The sequence below is a fragment of the Galactobacter sp. genome, assembly GCF_022712295.1.
Classification (GTDB): Bacteria; Actinomycetota; Actinomycetes; order Actinomycetales; family Micrococcaceae; genus Galactobacter.
In genome coordinates this window covers 25105-45414 of the sequence record NZ_JALAGT010000171.1, presented here as the reverse complement: position 1 = coordinate 45414, position 20310 = coordinate 25105, and the positions used below count along the sequence as shown (strand labels likewise).

Sequence of the window (20310 nt, the reverse complement as noted above, 5' to 3'; positions counted from 1 at the left end):
TGGACGGGGAGGGCCCCTTCTGGCCATACTCCCTACCGGGACACAGACCCCCTCCCCTACACACATTTCTGTCTCTACCCCCCAGAGCCGTTCAGATGGCCGCCGAGCCATTCAGCGATCTACCCTTCATGATCGCAGCGACCTGCTCAGGGGCACGTTCAGGCGATACCGGTCGGCCCTGTAGAAGACCGCGGAGTAGTTGATCAGGTCCTCCCCCGCGTATGCGTGACGCACCACCTGAAGCAGCGGATCCCCTGACCTGATGTTGAGCAGACGAGCCTGGACGGGAGACGCGGCAATCGCTTCCACCTGGTCCTCGCCGTACTCGGGGACGATGCCGTAGTTCTCCTTGAGGAGTTGGTAGAGGGAACTGGGCGCGCGTAGTCCGGACAGGCCGGGCAATCGTGCTCCGGGCAGATAGTTCTCGTCCACGGCGATGGGTTGTCCATCGGCGAGCAGTAACCGCTGGAGGTAGACCAGCTGCGCTCCCTTCTCCAGATTCATCTCGCGTGCCAACCACCCGGTCGCTGCAGAGGACTCGAAGCGCAATACGCGGGTTGAGGGAGTCATCCCCCTCAGCCGCATGTCCTCGGAGAACGAGGTCAGGCCGACACGAGGAGCACGCGGGCGTCTCGGGACGAAGGTACCGGAACCGGGAATGCGTTCGAGCTTGCCCTCTGTCACCAGAGCGTCCAGGGCCGCTCGCAGGGTGGTCCTCGAGACCTGAAGATGCTCAGCGGCCAGGCGTTCGCCAGGAAAACTGTCGCCGGGCCGGGCTTGATCACTCAGTACTTCGCCAATCGTCCCGCTCAGGGCCTTCCAGCGCGGCTCTGAGCCCCTGGAACGCTGTCCGCGTTCGGCTGGCCGCTCCCCCATAGGTTGAGCCTTCCATGCGGCTTCTATCGCCTGAAGCAGCTCCTCTGACTGTGAGGCGTGAATGCGGGTTGGCAGACTCATGGTTCCCATGATCCCATCGGGCGCTGGGCTGTGCACTGTCGCGTGGCGCACGCAGCCGGCTTCTGTCACCGCGTCAGAAGTCCCCTGCCACCGAATCGTCCCTGCTACCGAATCGCCCCAAGCACCGAATCACTTGGGCAAGAAGCCATGGCACGCCCGAGCCGGAGGCCGTCTCTCCTGTACCCCCGGAGTCTTCGCTTCTGTCGGTACAGAAAACGCCTGGGGCGCCCGATCCTTTGTTCAGGATCGGGCGCCCCAGGCGTCTGTTGCAGCAGGTGGACTCAGTGGGCCCACTCGCCGCGAGAGTGTTCGAACACCCAGCCGATGATGGCGACGAGTGCGAAGCCTGCACCGATGAAGACAACCCACCAGCCGATGGCCATGCCGGCGAAGCAGGTGGCTGCGCCGAGGCCGAGGGCCAGCGGCCACCAGGACCACGGAGCGAAGGTACCGACCGCGCCGGCCTTCTCCGCGATCTCACCGTTCTCGCGGTCCTCGGGGCGATCCCCGATCACCTTGGAGTGCTTGTTCAGGTAGATACCGATGAACATCGTCATGATGCCCAACAGCGGCATGGCCAGGAAGCCGACCCATTCGGTCCATTCCGTGAGGAAGCCGTAGACGATGCCCAACGGGATGAAGACGACACCGCTCAGGAAGATCTTGGATTCAACGCGCATGGACTTATCACCTATCGCTCTGGTCTGCGGGACCGAACACGCGACCGGCCAGCCCCGCGGGGGTGGTCCGTGCCGAGGACAGCTCCGGGTGGTGGAGATCCAACGCCGGGCGCTCCGAACGGATACGCGGCAGCGAGTGGAAGTTGTGACGAGGCAGCGGGCACGGGGTGGCCCACTCGAGCGACGCTCCGAAGCCCCAAGGATCGTCCACCTGCACCTTGCGGCCGTTGCGGGCCGTGATGAAGACGTTCAGGAAGAACGGGATCATGGAGACACCCAGAAGCATGGCGCCGATGGTGGAGACCTGGTTCATGAACTCGAAACCATCCGAGGGCAGGTAGTCGGCGTAACGACGCGGCATGCCCATGACGCCCAACCAGTGCTGAACGAGGAAGGTCATGTGGAAGCCGATGAACAGCAGCCAGAACTGGATCTTGCCGAGACGCTCGTTGAGCATCTTGCCCGTCCACTTGGGCCACCAGAAGAAGAACCCGGCGAACATCGCGAAGACCACGGTTCCGAAGATGACGTAATGGAAGTGCGCCACGACGAAGTAGGTGTCAGAGACGTGGAAGTCCAGCGGAGCGGAGGAGAGCGTGATGCCGGTCAGACCGCCGAAGAGGAAGGTCGTCAGGAAGCCGAGCGACCACAACATCGGCGTCTCGAAGGTCAGCGACCCTCGCCACATGGTGCCGATCCAGTTGAAGAACTTCACACCGGTCGGGACCGCGATCAGCATGGTCATGAAGCCGAAGAACGGAAGCATGACGGAACCGGTCACGTACATGTGGTGTGCCCACACGGCCACGGACAACGCGGCAATGGAAATGGTCGCGTAGACCAGGCCCTTGTACCCGAAGATCGGTTTTCGGCTGAAGACCGGGAAGATCTCGGACACCACGCCGAAGAACGGAAGCGCCAGAATGTAGACCTCGGGGTGGCCGAAGAACCAGAACAGGTGCTGCCAGAGGATCGGTCCGCCGTTCTCGGCATCGAAGACGTTGGCACCGAAGCGTCTGTCCGCTCCGAGCGCGAAGAGCGCTGCGGCCAGGGGCGGGAACGCCATCAGGATCAGGATCGAGGTGATCAGGGTGTTCCAGGTGAAGATCGACATGCGCCACATGGTCAGACCCGGTGCACGCAGGCAGATGATCGTGGTGATGAAGTTGACGGCACCGAAGATCGTTCCGAAACCTGACAGGCCGAGACCGAACACCCACAGGTCGCCACCGATACCGGGGCTGAACGTCGTGGAGGACAGCGGCGCGTAGGCGAACCAACCGAAGGAGGCTGCACCCTGCGGGGTGATGTATCCGGACATCGCGATGATGGAGCCGAAGAGGAAGAACCAGAAGGCCAGTGCATTCAGTCGCGGGAACGCGACGTCAGGTGCACCGATCTGCACGGGCATGAGGACGTTCGCGAAGCCGGCGAAGAGCGGCGTGGCGAACATCAGCAACATGATGGTGCCGTGCATGGTGAACAGCTGGTTGTACTGCTCCTTGGTCTGCAGGATCTGCATCCCGGGTTCCCACAGCTCCGCGCGGATGAGCAGAGCCATCACGCCGGCGATGCAGAAGAAGATGAAGGAGGTGATCAGGTACATGTACCCGATCTTCTTGTGGTCGGTGGTGGTCAGCCAGTCGACAACGATCTTGCCCTTGGAGCGGGGCACCACAACGGGTGCGACGCTGCGCCCCTCGTTGCTTGCGTACTCATAGGTGCTCATGGCGAATCACTCTCCTTCCTTGGCCGGTGCGGGCTTGTGCGTGACGTCCTCGGTGGGCTCGACGCCCAGGCGGTTGGCATCGGAGCCGACCTCGCCCTCGGGGAGCTTGGCCATCTGGGCCTTGAACTCGTCCACGGAGACGACCTCGACGTTGAACAGCATCTCGGAGTGGTACTCACCGCAGAGCTCTGCACACTTGCCGTGATAGGAGCCCTCACGCTGAGGCGTGAGGTAGATGTGGTTGGTCTTACCCGGGATCATGTCCAACTTCTGCAGGAACTCAGGGATCCAGAAGGAGTGGTTGACATCGCGGGAGTTCAGATCGAACTGCACCGGGGTGTCGACCGGCAGGTACAGGGTGGGGATCTTGGACTCGTCCACGACCTTGCCAGGCTCGTGCACCTGGACGCCCTGCATGTAGTTCTGCTTGCCCTGGAAGTCGTAGTTGAAGTCCCACGACCACTGCTTGCCGTAGACGTTGACCACAAGGTCTGACGCCACCGGCTTGTCCACCGCCTGCTGCGTGCGGTTGCTGAACGTGAAGAACGTGATGATGAGGACCAGCGGCACGGCCGTGTAGAAGATCTCCAACGGCATGGAGTAGCTCAGCTGGCGCGGGTAACCCGTATCGCCCTTGCGACGGCGATAGGCCACGATGCACCACAGGGCAAGCCCCCAAGTGATCAGACCGATCACCAGGGAAGCGATCCAGGAGTGGTTCCACAGCTCCATGAGTGAGCGTGTGTGGTTGGTCGTGTCCGGGTCATCGAGGGGCAACCAGCCCCTCTTGGCCTCCGGGGTACACCCGGCAAGGGCTAGTGCCCCCACCGCGGCCACACCGGCGAACCGGAGCGCCTTGGCGCGACCGCTGGTTCGGTCCTGCGAACTCACAGACGGCCCTTCCTCTTGATTGATGCGAATGATGTGGTCAAGACACCCCGTGTCCGAACCTGGGTGGATACGGACATGGTGACGAGGAACCTCTACCTTCTGTAGAGGATACCCCGGCCAGGGTGCGAACCTGTCACCGGCTCGCCGCCGGTGACAGGCATTAAGAAATCAGTGGAACGAGTCGCCGCAGGCGCAGGAGCCCCCGGCGTTGGGGTTGTCGATGGTGAAGCCGACCTTTTCGATGGAATCCTCGAAGTCGATGCTGGCTCCGTTCAGGTACGGAGCGGACATGCGGTCGACGATGACCTCGACCCCGTCGTAGTCCCGGACGGCGTCGCCGTCCAGAACCCGCTCGTCGAAGTAGAGCTGGTAGATCAGACCGGAACAACCTCCGGGTTGGACTGCGACCCGCAGCCGCAGGTCCTCGCGGCCCTCCTGCTGCAGCAGCGCGGCAATCTTCTGCGCCGCTCCGTCGGTCAGATTGACCTCGTGGGTGGGCATCTCGGTGGTGTCACCGACAGTTGTGCTCGTCATGAAAGCGCTCCTTGGTGCTCTTGTCATGTGTTCTCTTACGTACTGCTTGCCGCGCACGGCTCGCGTGACGCTCTCCCCCAGTCTACGACCAGGTACGTGTGTCGAGTACGCTTTTCGGCGAAGTTCCGTCCTCGCCGGAGGACCGGTCTCAGGCCTGAGCCGCGATTCCGGTCAGCAGCAACGCTTCCGCGAGGACGGCCTTGTCGAAGTCGCCCAGGTGCAGGGATTCGTTGGCACTGTGTGCCCGAGTGTCGGGGTCCTCCACTCCGGTGATGAGGATCTGCGCTTCCGGGAAGTGTGCCGTGAGATCTGCCACGAAGGGAATGGAGCCGCCGGTTCCCATGTAGACGGCGGGGGTTCCCCAGGCTTCGCTGAGCGCCCACATCTCGGTCTGGGCGGCCGTGCCGTCCAGGTCGGCGCTGAAGGCTGGACCCGTCTCGGTGGTGCGGTAGGTGATCTTGGCCCCGAGGATGTCCTGAGCCGCGAAATGCTCCTCCATGGCCCGAGCCGCATCAGCAGGGTCCTGACCTGGGGCCACTCGTACGGACACCTTGCCGCGGCAGACCGGTGCGATGGTGTTGGAGGACAAGGCCACGGAGGTGACGTCCAGGCCGATCACGGAGATGGCTGGACCGTGCCACAGGCGATCGGCGATGCTGCCCTCTCCTGCCAGTCGGACGCCGTCGAGGACGCCTGCGTCAACACGGAAGTCGGCCTCGGGGTAATCCACCTCGGCCCGATGATGTGCCTGCAGTCCCTTCACGGCAACTCGTCCCTGGTCGTCGTGCAGGGTGGAGATCAGTCGTGCCGCCACAGTGGGAGCATCCAGAACGGGTCCCCCATACATTCCGGAGTGCACGGCGTGGTCCAGGACGGAGACCTCGAACACGCCGGCGGTCATGCCGCGCAGTGACGATGTCAGCGCCGGCTCCCCCACCTTCCAGTTGCCCGAGTCGGCCACGACGATCACGTCTGCCGCCAGCAGCTCCTTGTACTCGTCGAGGAATGCGGCGAAGGACGGCGACCCTGCCTCCTCCTCCCCCTCGATGAAGTAGGTCAGGCCCACGCCCTCGGCCGCAGCCACGTCGTTGATGGCGCGCAGAGCGCCGACATGGATCATGATCCCGGCCTTGTCGTCGGCCACGCCGCGACCGTACAGACGGCCGTCGCGCTCGGTGGTGACGAACGGCGGGGTGTCCCAGAGGTCTTCGTCGCCCACAGGCTGGACGTCGTGGTGGGCGTACATCAGGACCGTGGGCTTGCCGGGGGCCGCCGGTCGACGGGCCACGACGGCGGTGCGGCCCTGGACCCCGTCCTCGGAGACCGCCGAGAGTTTGCGTACATCGTCGATGCCCGCCTCACGGAACAGGTCGGCGACCTTGTCCGCGCTTGCCTCCACATGTGCCGGGTCGAGACCGTCCCACGCGATGGACGGAATCGCGACCAACTCGGCGAGATCCTGCAGGCGGCGCTCACGCCCCTGCTCCGCTGCCGAGCGGAGTGCGGCGATGGTTTCTGCGGGTACGTCAGGGTGTACGGATTGGGTTGAACTCATGGTGACAAGCCTAGTTCCTCGACGTCCTGACGGCGCGGCCGCCCCGCGCCACCCAGCGGTCCCGAACCCCGGTAGGATGGAGGGCGTGTTCGGATCGAAGAAGAAGCAGAATGAGGCCCCCGCGCCGCAGGTGACCCCGCCGGAGGAACTTTCCGACCGGAAGGCCGACGGCTCCAAGAAGGGGCCAACGCCCAGGCAGAGGGACCAGGTGGCCGCACGTCAGCGTCCGCTCGTGTCCGCCAACCGCTCGGAGGCCAAGGCGCGGGACAGGCAGCGTCGCGCCGAGGAACAGGCCAAGATTCGTCGCGGTATGCAGACCGGCGAGGAGCAGTACCTCACGGCCAGGGACCGCGGCCCCCAGAAGCGTTTCGCCCGCAACTTCGCCGACGCACGTACCTGCCTGGCCGAGTTCTTCTTCCCCGTGATCCTGCTCTACTTCATCGTGGCCATCGGCTTCTCCTCGATGCTGTCCCCGTCCGGCCAGGTCACCACCACCCTAATGATGTACGTGGTGATCCTCATCCTGATCGTCGACATGTTCATCACCTGGCGGGCCCTGAAGAAGGCCGTCATCGCCAAGTTCGGCGAGGTGGAGCGCGGCGTCCTCTGGTACGGCACGTTCCGTACCATCCAGATGCGTTTCATGCGCCAGCCCAAGGCCCAGGTCAAGCGCGGAGCCAAGCTGGACTGAGTCGACTCACGTTCCTCGCGCCACGGGCGAGGAGAGCAGGAAAGGGAATGCCCGACGCGTCGGGCATTCCCTTTTTTCGTCGTCGGCACCACCGGTGCCGGGCGCCGCGCAAGGAGGTGCTCGGCTCAGCCGTGCAAACCCTCGTTGATCCGCTTGACCCAGAGCGGACCCTCGTAGAGGAAGGCCGTGTACCCCTGGACCAGGTCGGCACCTGCGTCGAGCCGTTCCCGGACGTCGTCCGGGGTGGTGACGCCACCCACGCCGATCAGGGCGATGTCCGTCGGCAATTTCGCTCGAAGCCGACGCAGCACCTCGAGGGAGCGCTGCTTCAAGGGTGCGCCGGAGAGCCCGCCCGCCCCTGCAGCCTCCACGACGTCGGGATCGGTGGACAGCCCCTCCCGGGCGATGGTGGTGTTGGTCGCCACCACACCGTCCAGCCCCAGGTCGATGGCCAGCTCGGCGACGGCGTCCACGTCCTCGTCCGCGAGGTCCGGTGCGATCTTGACCGCGAGCGGGACGTGGCGGTCCGTGGCACGGTCCGCCTCCTCACGCACGGCGGTCAGCAGCGGCCGGAGGCTGGCCACGTCCTGCAGGAGACGAAGCCCTGGTGTATTCGGGGAGGAGACGTTGACCACGAGGTAGTCTGCGTGCGGGGCGAGCGTCCGCGCCGAGAGCCTGTAGTCCTCCACTGCCTCGTCGAGGGCAACCACCTTCGTCTTGCCGATGTTGATCCCGATCACCGGACGGATCTTGCCGCGGTAGCGCTTCTCGAGCCGGGCCCTGGTCGCTGCGATGCGGGGGGCCACGGCCTCCGCTCCCTCATTGTTGAAGCCCATGCGGTTGATCAGGGCCTTGTCCGCCTTCAGGCGGAAGAGTCGGGGTGCGGGGTTACCGGGTTGCGCTCGACCCGTCACGGTGCCGACCTCGATGTGCCCGAATCCCAGCTCGGTCAGAGCAGAGGTACCGTGCCCGTGCTTGTCGAAGCCGGCCGCCAGGCCGAAGGCGGAGGGAAATCTCAGGCCCATGACCGTCACCGGGGTGGTCGGTGCCGTGACCCGACGAACCACGGCACCCAGGCCCACGCGTTCCGCGATACGCAGCGCGGAGAAGGCCAGGCCGTGAGCCCGTTCCGGGTCGAGTTTGCTCAGGAAGGTCTCGAAGAGCAGGGGGTAGATGCGCATGAGGGGTGGCGAGTCCGTTCAGGAGTTGGGTTGGTCGATGGCGCCACCGTAGCGGCGGTCGCGGCGGGCGTACGTGTCGATGGCGCGCCACAGCGTGGTGCGATCCACGTCGGGCCAGAGTTCCTCGAGGAAGACGAACTCCGCGTAGGCGGATTGCCAGAGCAGGAAATTCGAGAGGCGTTGTTCTCCGGAGGTCCTGACGAAGAGGTCCACATCGGGGACATCCGGTTCGTCGAGGCGTGCGGCGATACTGCGTTCGTTGATGCCCTTGGGTTTCAACGTGCCGGCCTCGACCTCGCGGGCGATCTGGCTGACGGCGTCGACGATCTCGGCACGGCCGCCGTAGTTGACGCACATGACCAGGTCGAGGACCTCGTTGTGCTTGGTGCGCTCCTCGGCGATCTCGAGTTCGTGGACCACTGAGCGCCACAGCCGTGGGCGGCGTCCGGACCAGCGCACCCGAACGCCCCAGGCGTCGAGCTGGTCCCGTTGCCTGCGTAACACGTCGCGGGAGAAACCCATGAGGAAACGCACTTCGTCCGGTGACCGCTTCCAGTTCTCGGTGGAGAAGGCGTAGACGGAGAGGTAACGCACACCGGCCTGGATGGCGCCTGCCACGACGTCGAGCAGCGCCGCCTCGCCCGCACGATGACCCTCGGTGCGTGGCAGCCCGCGTTGATTGGCCCAGCGGCCGTTGCCGTCCATCACCACGGCCACGTGTCGTGGCACGAGTTCGGCTGGCAGGGACGGGGGCAGAATGCCCGACGGGTGGGGTCCCGGCTTCTCGACGGCCCGTTGGGTCCCGCGCGCGGACGCCGGCTCGGGCGCGCTTGAGTTTCTCCGGCTCACTCTCGGGGATTCCTCTCGACCAGGGACAGGGAACGCAGGGCACGTTCCAGGTGCCACTGCACATATTCTCCCACTATTGCCTCGGCCTCCCTGACCTCACGGTCGCCGGCCGCCGCGACGACCGGCCAGTCGCCGGCCAACAGGGCGGCAAGCAGCACAATGGTTCCCGGCGCGGGCGCTCGGGATCCCGCCGGACGACAATTGCTGCAGACCACGCCACCCAGGGGGATGTTCACGGCGCGGTGCGGGCCTGGTGCCCCACACCTGGCGCAGTGGGTGAAGCTCGGTGCCCACCCTGCCGTGGCCAGGGCTCGCAGCAGGTAGGAATCCATCAGCAGGGAGGGAACCCCCGATCCCCTGGACATGGAGGCGAGCACACCGTGCAGCAATCGGAATTGCGCTGCCGTGGTGTCGGCGTCGGCTCGGGTCAGGCGTTCCGCCGTCTCCGCCACCACGGCGGCCGCTGTGTAGCGCTCGTAGTCGGCGCTGATGGAGGCTCCGTACCCGTGGAGGATCTGCGCCTGGGTGATGGTGTGGAGGTTGCGGCCCTCGAGCCACTGCAGGTCCACGTGCATGAAGGGCTCCACGGCCGAACCCAACTTGGAGGTGGTCCGCCGAACGCCCCGGGCCACCGCCCTGATCTGACCCTGGTCCGGGGTCAGCAGGACGGCGATCCGGTCGGCCTCGCCCAGCTTGTGGGTGCGCAGGACGATGGCCTCACCGCGATGGCTGCGTTTCGAATAGCCGCTTCTGGCCGTGGCGGACTCACCCCTTCAACGTGGTCTCTGGGGGTTGCCTCAGGCGGCCTGGTCGCGGATGGCGCGGTTCACCGCGGAGACCACGGCATCGAGGCTCGCGACGGTGGTGTTGGTGTGGATCCCGGCGCCCCACAGCACCCGCTCCCCCACAGCACATTCCACGTACGCCGCGGCGCGGGCCTCGCCGCCCTCGCCGATGGCGTGCTCGGTGTAGTCCAGCACGCGGACGTCCACGCCCTCCTGCGAGAGCAGGTTGAGGAAGGCCGCGATGGGACCGTTGCCCCTGCCGTGCCTGGTGTGTTCCACACCGTCGATGAACAGCTGAGCGGTCAGGACCACGTCGCCGGACTCATCGGTGTCCGAGGTGACTCGTCCCAGCCGGTAGTGGCCCCACTGCTTCCCGGTGGTTTCCACGGGCAGGTACTCGTCCTGGAAGATCTGCCACAGCTGGTCGGAGGAGACCTCTCCACCGGCGGTGTCCGTGTACCGCTGGACCACGGAGGAGAACTCGATCTGCGCGCGGCGCGGCAGGTCCAGGCCACGATCGTGACGCAGCAGGTAGGACACTCCGCCCTTGCCGGACTGCGAGTTCACGCGGATCACGGCCTCGTAGCTGCGGCCGATGTCCTGCGGGTCGATGGGCAGGTACGGAACCTCCCACACCAGCTCGTCCACGGACCGACCCTCTGCTGCGGCCTGGGCCTCCATGGCGTCCAGGCCCTTCTTGATGGCGTCCTGGTGGGATCCGGAGAAGGCCGTGAACACGAGGTCGCCGCCCCACGGCACGCGCTCGGGGATGCGCATCTGGTTGCAGTACTCCACCGTGCGGCGGATCTGCTCCATGTCGGAGAAATCGATCTCGGGGTCCACGCCCTGGCTGAACAGGTTCATGCCGAGCGCCACCAGGTCCACGTTGCCCGTGCGCTCGCCGTTACCGAACAGGCAACCCTCGATACGATCGGCGCCGGCCATGTATCCCAGTTCCGCCGCGGCCACGCCGGTGCCGCGGTCGTTGTGCGGGTGCAGGGAGAGCACCATGGAGTCGCGGTGACGCAGGTTGCGGTGCATCCACTCGATGGAGTCCGCATACACATTCGGGGTGGCCATCTCCACCGTTGCCGGCAGGTTGACGATCAGCTTCTTCTCCGGGGTGGCGCCCAGGACCTCCGCCACCTCGTCGCAGATGCGACGGGCGAACTCGAGTTCGGTGCCGGTGTAGGACTCCGGGGAGTACTCGTAGACGATCTCCGTGCCGGTCAGCTGTTCCTCGTACTTCTTGCAGAGCATGGCGCCGTGGGTGGCGATGTCCACGATGCCGTCCTCGTCCTGCCTGAACACCACACGGCGCTGCAGCACGGAGGTGGAATTGTAGAGGTGGACGATGGCGCGGTGGACGCCCTCCAGCGCCTCATAGGTGCGCTCGATGAGGTGTTCACGCGACTGCGTCAGGACCTGGATGGTGACGTCCTCGGGGATGAGGTTGCCCTCCACCAGTCTGCGGACGAAATCGAAATCGGTCTGGGAGGCCGACGGGAAGCCGACCTCGATCTCCTTGTAGCCCATCTGGACCAGCAGCTGGAACATCTTCAGCTTGCGGTCGGTGTCCATGGGGTCGACGAGCGCCTGATTGCCGTCACGCAGGTCAACCGCGCACCAGCGCGGTGCCTTGGTGATGACCTTGTCCGGCCAGGTGCGGTCCGGCAGGGAGACCGTCACCTGCTCGTGGAAGGGTACGTACTTGTGAATGGGCATCCCGGAGGGGCGCTGACGATTCTGCATGGCTGAAGTCCTTAAACGGCAAAGAATGTGGGAAGTGCTTGTTTGCGCCGGCACACCAGGAACTCCGCGGTGAGGGGTCGGCCGGAGATCCTGGTTCAGGATCGTCCTTGCACCTCGCCGCGGCGGCTAAGGAGAAGCAGCACCTGCGTCGTCATGTTTCTCACGCTACCACCGGCTCCCTCGCATCGTTAAAAACCGAGTCGTCCCAACTGTTTGGGGTCGCGCTGCCATTCCTTGGCGACCTTGACGTGCAGGTCGAGGAAGACCTTGGTGCCGAGCAACTTCTCGATGCTGCGGCGCGCCCGCGCCCCCACCTCACGCAGGTGTTTGCCTCCCTTGCCGATGATGATGGCCTTCTGGCTCGGCCGCTCGACGTAGAGCGTCGCGTGGATGTCGGTCAGCGGATTGTCCTCAGGACGGTCCTCGCGGGCCTCCATCTCCTCCACCACCACCGCGAGCGAGTGTGGCAGCTCGTCCCGGACGCCTTCCAATGCGGCCTCACGGATGAGTTCTGCGACCAGGACGGCCTCGGGTTCATCGGTGAGATCACCGTCCGGATAGAGCGGGGGCGAGAGGGGCAGTCGTTCGGTGATGACCTCGTCCACGGTCTGGACCTGCTCCCCGCTGAGTGCGGACACGGGGACCAGCTGGGCGAAGCCGTCGCCTCCCAACATCTCGCGACCCAGTTCCTCCACGGCGAGGAGGTGCTCCCCCACGCGCTGCTTGGACACCTTGTCCGTCTTGGTGATCAGCGCGATGATCGGGGTGCGGCGCAGGCGGGCCAGGCGTTCCACGATGAAGCGGTCACCAGGGCCGACCGGCTCGTCTGCCGGGGTGCAGAAACACACCACGTCGACTTCCGAGAGGGTCTCCTCCACGAGGTCGTTCAGCCGTGTGCCCAACAGCGTCCTCGGCCGGTGCAGCCCTGGGGTGTCCACCAAGATGAGCTGGTGGTCCGGCCGGTGCACGATGCCGCGGATGGTGTGCCGCGTGGTCTGGGGTTTGGACGAGGTGATGGCGATCTTGGTCCCCACCAGTGCGTTCGTCAGCGTGGACTTGCCGGCGTTGGGGCGCCCCACGAAGGAGGCGAAACCGGCACGGAAATTCTCTTCGCGCTGCCCCGACTGCGTCGGGTCTTGCTGCTGCGAACTCATGTCAGTTCTCCTCATGTCTTCTGTTGCTCTCCGGTGTGGTCTCGTCGATCTCAGCGGGCGTGGCCCTGCGAACGCGCACCTTACCGATCCGGTTTCGACGCCCCGAACGGGTCAGCGCGCTCAGGTGAAGTGGGGGCAGCACCGCGGAGGCACCGACGATGGGGACCCGGCCAAGAGCCTTGGCGAGCAGACCTGCGACGGTGTCGACGTCCTCGTCCTCCAGTTCCAGGTCGAAGAGATCGCCCATGTCGTCGATGTCCATGTCGGCCGGGACGATGTAGGCATCGTCCCCGTCCGGCACCACTTCATCCCGATCCGGGTCGTACTCGTCGTCGATCTCGCCCACGATCTCCTCGAGGAGATCCTCGAGGGTGACCAGTCCGGCGGTGCCGCCGTATTCGTCGATCACGACGGCGACGTGGACCGACTCGCGTTGGAGTTCCTGCAATAGATCGCCCGCGGACTTCGATTCGGGCACAAAGCGGGCGCGCCTGGCCACCGCATGGCAGGGAATGTCCGGACGCCCTTCCACCACCACGTAGCGGACCAGGTCCTTCAGGTACACGACGCCCCTGACGTCGTCCGTGTCCTCGCCGATCACGGGGATCCGGGAGAAGCCGGAGCGCAGGGACAGGTTCAGGGCCTTGGCCGCGCTGAGATCCTTGTCGGCAGCGATCATGTCGGTCCTGGGGACCATGACGGCTCGGACCCGCGTGTCACCGAGTTCCACCACGGAGTGGATCAGGTCCGCCTCTGCGTCCTCGATGGCGTTGGACGCCGAAGCCCGGTCCACCAGGTCCTTGAACTGGTCGGCGGTGAAGAAGGTGGCGTCGCCTGCACCCGAGCTCGGGGCCACGATGCCTTCCAGCCAGCCGGGAACGGGACCCAGGATCCAGGTGAGCACGCGCACCAACGGCGCGGTTCCTGCCACGACGCCCGCGGCATGGGTTCGCCCCAATCGCCTGGGCGAGACGCCGACCACCGCGAAACCGACCAACGTGATGGTGATCGTGGCCAACAGTCCGGCCAGCCAGATCGAGTGGACCCAGGAGGTCCAGGCGAGTGCGAAGGCTGCACCGCCTGCGGATTGGAAGAAGATCCTCCAGAAGCGCACCGCTCGCGTGTGTCGTTCCGGGGCCTTGAGGATCGCGACCAGCCTGCGCCGTTTCCCGTCCTCGATGAGTTCCTCGGCCTGTGATCGCGGAAGCGCGAGATAGGCGGCCTCCGCGGCGGTCAGCAGGCCGGCCGCAGCCGAGAGGAGGACCGCGATCACCACCAGCCAGACGGAGATCACTCCCCCATCGTCTCCTTCGGGGCGGGACGGCCGAGGAAATCGGAGAGCAGCGTGCGCTGCAGTCCGAACATCTCCTCACGTTCGTCCGGTTCGGCGTGATCGTATCCCAGCAGGTGCAGCATGCCGTGGGTGGTGAGCAGATCGAGCTCGTCCTGTGTGCTGTGTCCGCCTGCCGTGGCCTGCGCAGCCGCCACGGTGGGGCAGAGAACGATGTCGCCGAGCATCCCGGGCCCGGACAGGACTCCGGGTTTGCCTGGGCGCAGCTCGTCCAAGGGGAAGGACATGACGTCGGTGGGCCCCGGCAGGTCCATCCACTGCAGGTGGAGTCCCTCCATGGCGGCCTCGTCGACCAGCATCACGGAGACCTCGGCATCAGGATGGACGTACAACGTGTCCATGATGCTGACCACGAGGGCGGTCAGTTCCTCGAGGTCGGCGCTCTCCTCGGTCTCATTGATGACGTCGACGCTCATGCGCCCTCCTTGTGGGTGTGACTTCTGTTGTTGCGCCGGCGACCGGGCGACGTACGAGATTGCGACTCGTCCCAGCGTCCATAGGCGTCCACGATCTCGCCCACCAGCCTGTGACGCACCACGTCGGATGCGTCGAGCCGGCACATCGCGATGTCCTCGATCCCGGACAGGATCTCGGTGACCACCCGCAGTCCTGACGGTTTGCCGCCGGGGAGGTCCACCTGGGTGACGTCTCCGGTGACCACCATCCGGGAGCCGAAGCCCAAGCGGGTCAGGAACATCTTCATCTGTTCCGGGGTGGTGTTCTGAGCTTCGTCCAGGATCACGAATGCCTCGTTGAGCGTACGTCCGCGCATGTACGCCAGCGGTGCCACCTCGATGGTCCCCGAAGCGATGAGCCTCGGGATGGTCTCCGGCTCCATCATGTCGTGCAAGGCGTCGTACAACGGGCGCAGGTATGGGTCGATCTTGTCGGAAAGGGTACCGGGAAGATAGCCGAGGTTCTCTCCGGCCTCCACCGCAGGCCGGGTGAGGATGATCCGCGAGACTTCCTTGGACTGGAGCGCGTGGACGGCCTTGGCCATGGCCAGGTAGGTCTTACCCGTGCCGGCCGGCCCGATCCCGAAGACCACGGTGTCGGTGTCCATGGCTTCGACATAGGCTGCCTGGTTGAGGGTCTTGGGCCGGATCTGACGTCCACGGTGGCGCAGGATCTCCCCGGCCAGGGCGGGGTCCGGGACCGGGGCGGAGAGCTGACGTTCCGCACGGATGATGCGTTCCACCACCTGCGAGGTGACGGCGGATCCGCCTGCTGCGGCGTGCCTGGCCTGGTTCACGACGCGAACCACGGATTCCACGTCGCTTCGGCTTCCGCTGACCACCAGTCGATCTCCCAGGGGGCGTAGCCCCACATCGCGCCACACGCCCGCCATGATCCTGATCAGGGCGTCCTGGGGTCCCAAGGTGGCGACCATCTCTGAGACGTCCCTGAACTGCACGGTCTCCTCGGTGACGTCATCGTGATGTCCGGTGGCCGCCGGCCGGTCCGGGGTGGATGACGTAGGGGTGGCTGCCATGGGGTGTTTCGGCGTCCTTACGTTGCGAATGGGGTCCTGAGAGTTCAAGTTTAGTCGTAGTCGCCGAGCAGGGAGCGGATGAGGACCAGGCCAACGGCGCCTGCGGTCGAGGCACGTAGCACGTGCTGTCCCACGAGCACCGGGACGGCGCCCGCGGCCTGCAGCGCGGAGACCTCCGACGGCGCGATCCCGCCTTCCGGCCCCACGATCAGCAGCACCTCGCTCAGCAACACCTCGCTCGGGCCGGGCCCGGTATCGGCCTCGGTGGAGCCACCCTGCCCGCCGCTGTGGGTGCGCAACCACTGCCCCACGGCGGCGGAGATCGGTGTGGTGGCGTCCTCGTGCAGCACGAGCACCAGCCCACCCGCGTTCGTCACCGACGTCGCCTGCACGGCAAGTTGCTTGGTGGTGACGAGATCGTCCACGTGTGGGCTGAAGGAGCGTCTGGACTGTTTGACGGCGGCAGCCACCTGCGAACGCCATTTCGCGTGTGCCTTGGTGGCCCGGTCCGCTTTCCACCGCACGATGGATCGATCGGCCTGCCATGGTGTGATGGCGTGGACGCCGATCTCGACACAGGTTTCGACGGCCTGCAGGTCCCTGTCGCCCTTGGCCAGTGCCTGCACCAGCCGAGTGCGGATGCGCGGAGACTCCTCGTGGGTCACCGCGACCACCCGCAGATCGAGTGCCGCTCCCGCCGAGTCCACGCTGCACGTGTACCGGGTTCCGGCGCCGTCCACCACGTCGATCTCCTCGCCGACCTCCAGCCGTTTGACCGTTGCGTGGCGGGTCTCCGCCTCGTTGAGACGCAGGGAGTCACCGACCGTGTGCGCGCCGAGCTCGGTGTCAAGGAAACACTGGCGGGACATGTCAGCCGCGCAGCCTGTCCTTCAGGCGGGAGAAGAGGCCGCGGGACTCCAGCTTGCCTTCGGTGAAGGTCTCCTCACGGGCCTCGGCGAGATCCCGCAGCAGCTTTTGCTGGGCCTCGTCCAACCCGCGTGGGGTCTCCACGTTGATGGTGACGCGGAGGTCGCCGCGGCCTCCGCCGCGCAGGTGAGGGACGCCGAGGTCGTTCATGCGCACCTCGTCACCGGACTGGGTGCCGGGATCGATCGAGACCTCGTGATCGCCGTCGAACGTTTCCAGGGTCACGTCGGTCCCCAGTGCCGCGGCCGTCATGGGAACGCTCAGCACGGCGCGAAGGTCGTCGCCGTCGCGTTCGAAAACGGGGTGACGGTCCACCTCGATCTCGACGTAGAGGTCACCTGCGGGGCCGCCGCCGGTACCGACCTCACCCTGGCCGGGGAGGTGAACTCGGGTTCCGGAATCGACACCGGCCGGCAGCTTCACGTTCTTGGTGACGGTCTCGGCGACGCGGCCGCTTCCCTGGCACTCGGGGCAGGGCTTGGGCAAGGTGGTTCCGTAGCCGGAGCAGGCCGGGCACTCGGCCACGGTCATCATCTGGCCGAGCAGTGAACGAACCGGGCGCTGGATGTGACCGGCCCCGTGGCAGGTCTCGCAGGTGACGGGGTGACTCCCCGGCTCGACGCACTCTCCACGACAGACGGTGCAGAGTACTGCCGTGCGCAATTGCAGCTTGTGGTTGGTGCCCTTGACGGCATCCTCCAGGCTGATGCGGATGCGGATCAGCGCATCGCGTCCGGGAGCGGTCCTGGACTTGGGGCCCTGGCCGCCGTCTCCCCCACCGAAGAACTGTTCGAAGATGTCCCCGAACCCACCGAAGCCGCCGAAGCCGCCTTGGGCTCCGGTGCCGTTCTCGTTACCGGTGGCATCGTAATTACGGCGCTTCTCGGGATCGGAGAGAACCTCGTAGGCGTGGGAGACGGCCTTGTACTCCTCCTCGGTGTCGCCACCCGGGTTCAGGTCCGGGTGCAACTTCCTGGAGAGCTTACGGTGGGCCTTCTTGATCTCCTCCTGGCTTGCGTCAGGTGAGAGTCCGAGAGTCTCGTAATGGGATGCCATGGGAGCGGTTTTCCATACCTTTCGAAATGGGTTTGTTGCAGGCGTAGGGGCGGTACCCGGCTCTCAGGCCGAGAGGATCCTACTCAAGTATCTGGCGATGGCACGGACCGCGCCGATGGAGCCGGGGTAATCCATCCGAGTGGGACCGAGTACCCCGATCATGGAGTTGTTCCCCGGGCCGTACCCTGAGGCCACCACGCTGGCGCCGTTCAGACCGGTCCCCGCGTTCTCGCTGCCGATGCGCACGGCCACTCCGGAGGAGTCCTGTTCCATCTCCGCCAACAGTTTCAGCAGCAGGACCTGTTCCTCGAGTGCCTCCAACAGTGGCGTGATGTTGCCTTCGAAGTCCTGTTGACTCCTGGCCAGGTTGGCGGCGCCTGCCATGACCATGCGGTCTCTGACGCCTGCAGTGGCCAGGTCGGTGACCACGCGAGCGATCTCCCCCGCAGCGGAGCGCAGACTCGGCGGCACCAAGGCTTCGACCGTGACGGCAAGGCCGGCGGCCTCACGCAGATCGAGGCCGGAGACGAGGGAGAGCAGGGAACGCCTGATCATGGCGATGTCGTCCTCGCTCATGCCCTCGGGAAGGCTCACCACGCGCTGTTGCACCACACCCGTGGTGGTGATGAGGATGACCAGCGCCTGGCCGGGGCCGAGATCCACGATCTCCACGTGGCGCACACGGGCCCCGTCGGGGCGCGGGACCTGGATCACCGCGACCTGCCTGGTCACCTGCGCCAAGGCACGCACGGTCTTGGCGAGAACGTCGTCGATGCTGTCCGCGCCGTCGAGCAGCGTGTGGATGGCCCGGCGCTCGGCCGCGGACAGGGGTTTGACCTCCTGGATCCGGTCCACGAAGAATCGGTACCCCTTCTCCGTGGGGATGCGCCCGGCGGAGGTGTGGGGGGCCACGATCAGCCCGTCTTCCTCCAATGCGGCCATGTCGTTGCGTACCGTGGCCGCGGAAACCCCGAGCCCGTGACGTTCCACCAGGGCTTTGGACCCCACTGGCTCACGCGAATGGACATAGTCCTCGACGACGGCGCGCAGCACCTGGAGTCGCCTGGCGTTGGAACGATTCTGCTCGCTCATGCTTCCTCCTCGTCGGTGCTTTCGGACCCCACGGCCGTGATCGGAACTCACGGGCCGATCCATGGCGTTGGATTGGCACTCCGAGGTCCGGACTGCCAACTCGGGTCCAGTCTAGGCGTCGCGAGCGACAGACACCCAGCTTTGACGCTCTTCCAGCAGCGAACGTGACCGAGCACGCTCGCCCCTGCTGCGGCGGGTGGGCCGGGAGCGACGGTTAGGATCGATGCCATGTATGCCGATTGGGGACCCCGTGACCTGACGCCCGCCAAGCGGGTTCCTCCGAGGAAGGTCGCTGCAGCACTCGGGCTGCTGTTGGAAGACATGGAGTCCGGGTTCGTCGGTGAGTTGGTCTCGACGGAACGTGCAGGCGGCATCCGTGTCCTGGTCCTCGAGGACCGTCACGGACGCCGTCGCTCCTTCCGTTCCGGCTTCGGTTTCCTGGTGGAGGGCGAGCCCGTGGAGATCGTGGAACCAGCCCAGGCCCCAGCGGTCAAGACCAAAACGCCCCGACGCTCGGCGTCGGGTTCCGTCCATGTGGGTCATGCTCCGGCCAGGACGGCCCGGGCCGCACGGATCTGGGTGGAGGGGGCGCATGACGCCGAGCTCGTCGAACACATCTGGGGCCACGACCTGCGCATCGAGGGCATCGTCGTCGAGCCGCTGCACGGGGCCGACGACCTGGCCGCCCGCGTGCGCGACTTCGCCCCGAACCCGGGACGCCGCCTGGGCGTCCTGCTGGACCACCTCGTCACCGGGTCCAAGGAGGACCACATCGCCAACGCCGCGATGAAGGTGCCCGGGGCGCAAGGCAACGTCCTGGTGCTGGGCCACCCGTTCATCGACATCTGGCAGGCCGTCAAGCCCGCCCGCCTAGGTCTGGACGCCTGGCCCACCGTCCCCCGCAACGAGGACTTCAAGCTCGGCACCCTGGCCAGGCTCGGGTGGCCGCACCGGACCAAGGAGGACGTCGGGCTCGGCTTCCAGCGCATCCTCTCCACGGTACGCGGCTACGGCGACCTCGAACCCGCACTGTTGGGACGCGTGGAAGAGCTCATCGACTTCGTCACCACGTAATCGAGGACACCCTGCGATTCCAGGCTTGCACCCAGCAGATTTCAGTAAGCTTAAGCGTCGACAGCGGGTTCTTGCACGGAACCCGTCCGTGAAGTCCTTCGAAGGAGGCATAGACCCGGTGTCCTCACAATCCCAGCCCCCGGCTCAGGGCCGCGGCAATACGCCCCGAGAGCACACCCGGTCGCTTCCCTTGACCCCTGCAGAGGACCGCCGGTGGGCCTACGTGGCCCACAGCTTCTCCATCGCAGGGTTCATCCCCAGCCTCTGCGTCTACTTGGCCTTCCGCGATCGAGGACCGTTCACGCGCCAGGAATCCCGTGAGGCCTTCAACTTCACGCTCCCTCTGACCGTGTTGGTGGTCGTTTTCCTTGGCCTCGGCTTCATCCCTGCGATCGGCTGGATCTTCTCTGTCGTGGCGGTCCTGATATGGCTGTTCATGACCATCTCCGGGGTGTTGGGCGGCGTCCAGGTCAACAAGGGCCGCCCGTATCTCTACAAACTCAACGTGCGGATGTTCCTCTACGAGTGATCCCGCAACGAGCGAAGGCCCGGTGACGGCG

Annotated in this window: 19 protein-coding genes and 1 pseudogene; 3 read left to right on the top strand and 17 right to left on the bottom strand. The window is 65.8% G+C overall.

Translation table 11 applies throughout. From position 1 onward, the window contains the following. Positions 1–126 precede the first annotated feature (126 nt). The 6 genes from Q0A15_RS12445 to Q0A15_RS12420 all read right to left on the bottom strand — a co-directional run bounded on the left by Q0A15_RS12445 (position 127) and on the right by Q0A15_RS12420 (position 6346). Positions 127–876 carry a GntR family transcriptional regulator gene (locus Q0A15_RS12445; RefSeq protein ID WP_291279845.1) on the bottom strand — a complete coding sequence of 250 codons (750 nt, stop codon included), beginning with the start codon at positions 874–876 and terminating at the stop codon, positions 127–129. A gap of 362 nt (positions 877–1238) precedes the next feature. Then, positions 1239–1637, bottom strand: coding sequence for a cytochrome c oxidase subunit 4 (locus Q0A15_RS12440; protein ID WP_291279844.1), 399 nt, complete (start codon positions 1635–1637; stop codon positions 1239–1241). A gap of 7 nt (positions 1638–1644) precedes the next feature. Next, on the bottom strand, positions 1645–3366 hold the full coding sequence (ctaD, locus tag Q0A15_RS12435; protein ID WP_291279843.1) for a cytochrome c oxidase subunit I: 1722 nt from the start codon (positions 3364–3366) through the stop codon (positions 1645–1647). 6 nt (positions 3367–3372) lie between these two features. Further along, the gene (coxB, locus tag Q0A15_RS12430) at positions 3373–4257 is read right to left on the bottom strand and encodes a cytochrome c oxidase subunit II (RefSeq protein WP_291279842.1); all 885 of its coding nucleotides are present in this window, start codon (positions 4255–4257) and stop codon (positions 3373–3375) included. A 168-nt stretch (positions 4258–4425) separates the two neighbouring features. After that, complete coding sequence (locus Q0A15_RS12425) at positions 4426–4791, bottom strand: iron-sulfur cluster assembly accessory protein (RefSeq protein WP_291279841.1); 366 nt, start codon at positions 4789–4791, stop codon at positions 4426–4428. Positions 4792–4939: 148 nt separating this feature from the next. Further along, positions 4940–6346: a dipeptidase gene (locus Q0A15_RS12420; protein WP_291279840.1), complete on the bottom strand. Its 1407-nt coding sequence runs from the start codon at positions 6344–6346 to the stop codon at positions 4940–4942. Positions 6347–6431: 85 nt separating this feature from the next. Here Q0A15_RS12420 and Q0A15_RS12415 point away from each other — a divergent pair, with 85 nt between their 5' ends. Beyond that, the gene (locus Q0A15_RS12415) at positions 6432–7037 is read left to right on the top strand and encodes a DUF3043 domain-containing protein (RefSeq protein ID WP_291279839.1); all 606 of its coding nucleotides are present in this window, start codon (positions 6432–6434) and stop codon (positions 7035–7037) included. 125 nt (positions 7038–7162) lie between these two features. On the opposite strand, the gene Q0A15_RS12410 is transcribed toward Q0A15_RS12415, so the two are convergent. From Q0A15_RS12410 to hrcA, 11 genes and pseudogenes are all read right to left on the bottom strand, one after another. Next, a complete protein-coding gene (locus Q0A15_RS12410; protein ID WP_291279838.1) occupies positions 7163–8218 on the bottom strand; it encodes a quinone-dependent dihydroorotate dehydrogenase in 1056 nt (351 codons plus the stop codon). Positions 8219–8236: 18 nt separating this feature from the next. Next, on the bottom strand, positions 8237–8977 hold the full coding sequence (locus Q0A15_RS12405) for an isoprenyl transferase (RefSeq protein WP_291279847.1): 741 nt from the start codon (positions 8975–8977) through the stop codon (positions 8237–8239). 86 nt (positions 8978–9063) lie between these two features. Then, positions 9064–9783 (bottom strand): annotated as a pseudogene (gene recO / locus Q0A15_RS12400) (DNA repair protein RecO); the annotation flags it as partial. An 81-nt stretch (positions 9784–9864) separates the two neighbouring features. Beyond that, complete coding sequence (leuA, locus tag Q0A15_RS12395; RefSeq protein ID WP_291279837.1) at positions 9865–11604, bottom strand: 2-isopropylmalate synthase; 1740 nt, start codon at positions 11602–11604, stop codon at positions 9865–9867. Positions 11605–11792: 188 nt separating this feature from the next. Beyond that, positions 11793–12758 carry a GTPase Era gene (era, locus tag Q0A15_RS12390; RefSeq protein ID WP_291279836.1) on the bottom strand — a complete coding sequence of 322 codons (966 nt, stop codon included), beginning with the start codon at positions 12756–12758 and terminating at the stop codon, positions 11793–11795. Between the two features lies 1 nt (position 12759). Then, positions 12760–14052, bottom strand: a complete 1293-nt coding sequence (locus Q0A15_RS12385; protein WP_291279835.1) for a hemolysin family protein — start codon at positions 14050–14052, stop codon at positions 12760–12762. Further along, positions 14049–14525, bottom strand: a complete 477-nt coding sequence (gene ybeY, locus Q0A15_RS12380) for an rRNA maturation RNase YbeY (protein WP_291279834.1) — start codon at positions 14523–14525, stop codon at positions 14049–14051. Before ybeY ends, Q0A15_RS12385 begins: the two co-directional genes overlap by 4 nt. After that, entirely contained in the window at positions 14522–15601 is a 1080-nt protein-coding gene (locus tag Q0A15_RS12375; RefSeq protein WP_291279833.1) for a PhoH family protein, read from the bottom strand. Before Q0A15_RS12375 ends, ybeY begins: the two co-directional genes overlap by 4 nt. 50 nt (positions 15602–15651) lie before the next feature. Further along, positions 15652–16470, bottom strand: coding sequence for a 16S rRNA (uracil(1498)-N(3))-methyltransferase (locus Q0A15_RS12370; protein ID WP_291279832.1), 819 nt, complete (start codon positions 16468–16470; stop codon positions 15652–15654). 1 nt (position 16471) lies between these two features. Beyond that, positions 16472–17584, bottom strand: a complete 1113-nt coding sequence (dnaJ, locus tag Q0A15_RS12365) for a molecular chaperone DnaJ (protein ID WP_291279831.1) — start codon at positions 17582–17584, stop codon at positions 16472–16474. Between the two features lie 63 nt (positions 17585–17647). Next, the gene (gene hrcA, locus Q0A15_RS12360) at positions 17648–18676 is read right to left on the bottom strand and encodes a heat-inducible transcriptional repressor HrcA (protein WP_291279830.1); all 1029 of its coding nucleotides are present in this window, start codon (positions 18674–18676) and stop codon (positions 17648–17650) included. 228 nt (positions 18677–18904) lie between these two features. Between hrcA and Q0A15_RS12355 the strand changes: the two genes are divergently transcribed. After that, positions 18905–19750 carry a DUF3097 family protein gene (locus Q0A15_RS12355; protein WP_291279829.1) on the top strand — a complete coding sequence of 282 codons (846 nt, stop codon included), beginning with the start codon at positions 18905–18907 and terminating at the stop codon, positions 19748–19750. A 118-nt stretch (positions 19751–19868) separates the two neighbouring features. Further along, a complete protein-coding gene (locus tag Q0A15_RS12350) occupies positions 19869–20279 on the top strand; it encodes a DUF4870 domain-containing protein (protein WP_291279828.1) in 411 nt (136 codons plus the stop codon). The last annotated feature ends 31 nt before the right edge of the window (positions 20280–20310 follow it).

Excerpts from the sequence above, each read along its gene's own strand:
- Q0A15_RS12445 (WP_291279845.1), bottom strand. The coding sequence starts at position 876 with ATGGGGGAGCGGCCAGCCGAACGCGGACAGCGTTCCAGGGGCTCAGAG.
- Q0A15_RS12440 (WP_291279844.1), bottom strand. The coding sequence starts at position 1,637 with ATGCGCGTTGAATCCAAGATCTTCCTGAGCGGTGTCGTCTTCATCCCG.
- ctaD (WP_291279843.1), bottom strand. The coding sequence starts at position 3,366 with ATGAGCACCTATGAGTACGCAAGCAACGAGGGGCGCAGCGTCGCACCC.
- Q0A15_RS12425 (WP_291279841.1), bottom strand. The coding sequence starts at position 4,791 with ATGACGAGCACAACTGTCGGTGACACCACCGAGATGCCCACCCACGAG.
- Q0A15_RS12420 (WP_291279840.1), bottom strand. The coding sequence starts at position 6,346 with ATGAGTTCAACCCAATCCGTACACCCTGACGTACCCGCAGAAACCATC.
- Q0A15_RS12410 (WP_291279838.1), bottom strand. The coding sequence starts at position 8,218 with ATGCGCATCTACCCCCTGCTCTTCGAGACCTTCCTGAGCAAACTCGAC.
- leuA (WP_291279837.1), bottom strand. The coding sequence starts at position 11,604 with ATGCAGAATCGTCAGCGCCCCTCCGGGATGCCCATTCACAAGTACGTA.
- era (WP_291279836.1), bottom strand. The coding sequence starts at position 12,758 with ATGAGTTCGCAGCAGCAAGACCCGACGCAGTCGGGGCAGCGCGAAGAG.
- ybeY (WP_291279834.1), bottom strand. The coding sequence starts at position 14,525 with ATGAGCGTCGACGTCATCAATGAGACCGAGGAGAGCGCCGACCTCGAG.
- Q0A15_RS12375 (WP_291279833.1), bottom strand. The coding sequence starts at position 15,601 with ATGGCAGCCACCCCTACGTCATCCACCCCGGACCGGCCGGCGGCCACC.
- Q0A15_RS12370 (WP_291279832.1), bottom strand. The coding sequence starts at position 16,470 with ATGTCCCGCCAGTGTTTCCTTGACACCGAGCTCGGCGCGCACACGGTC.
- dnaJ (WP_291279831.1), bottom strand. The coding sequence starts at position 17,584 with ATGGCATCCCATTACGAGACTCTCGGACTCTCACCTGACGCAAGCCAG.
- hrcA (WP_291279830.1), bottom strand. The coding sequence starts at position 18,676 with ATGAGCGAGCAGAATCGTTCCAACGCCAGGCGACTCCAGGTGCTGCGC.
- Q0A15_RS12355 (WP_291279829.1), top strand. The coding sequence starts at position 18,905 with ATGTATGCCGATTGGGGACCCCGTGACCTGACGCCCGCCAAGCGGGTT.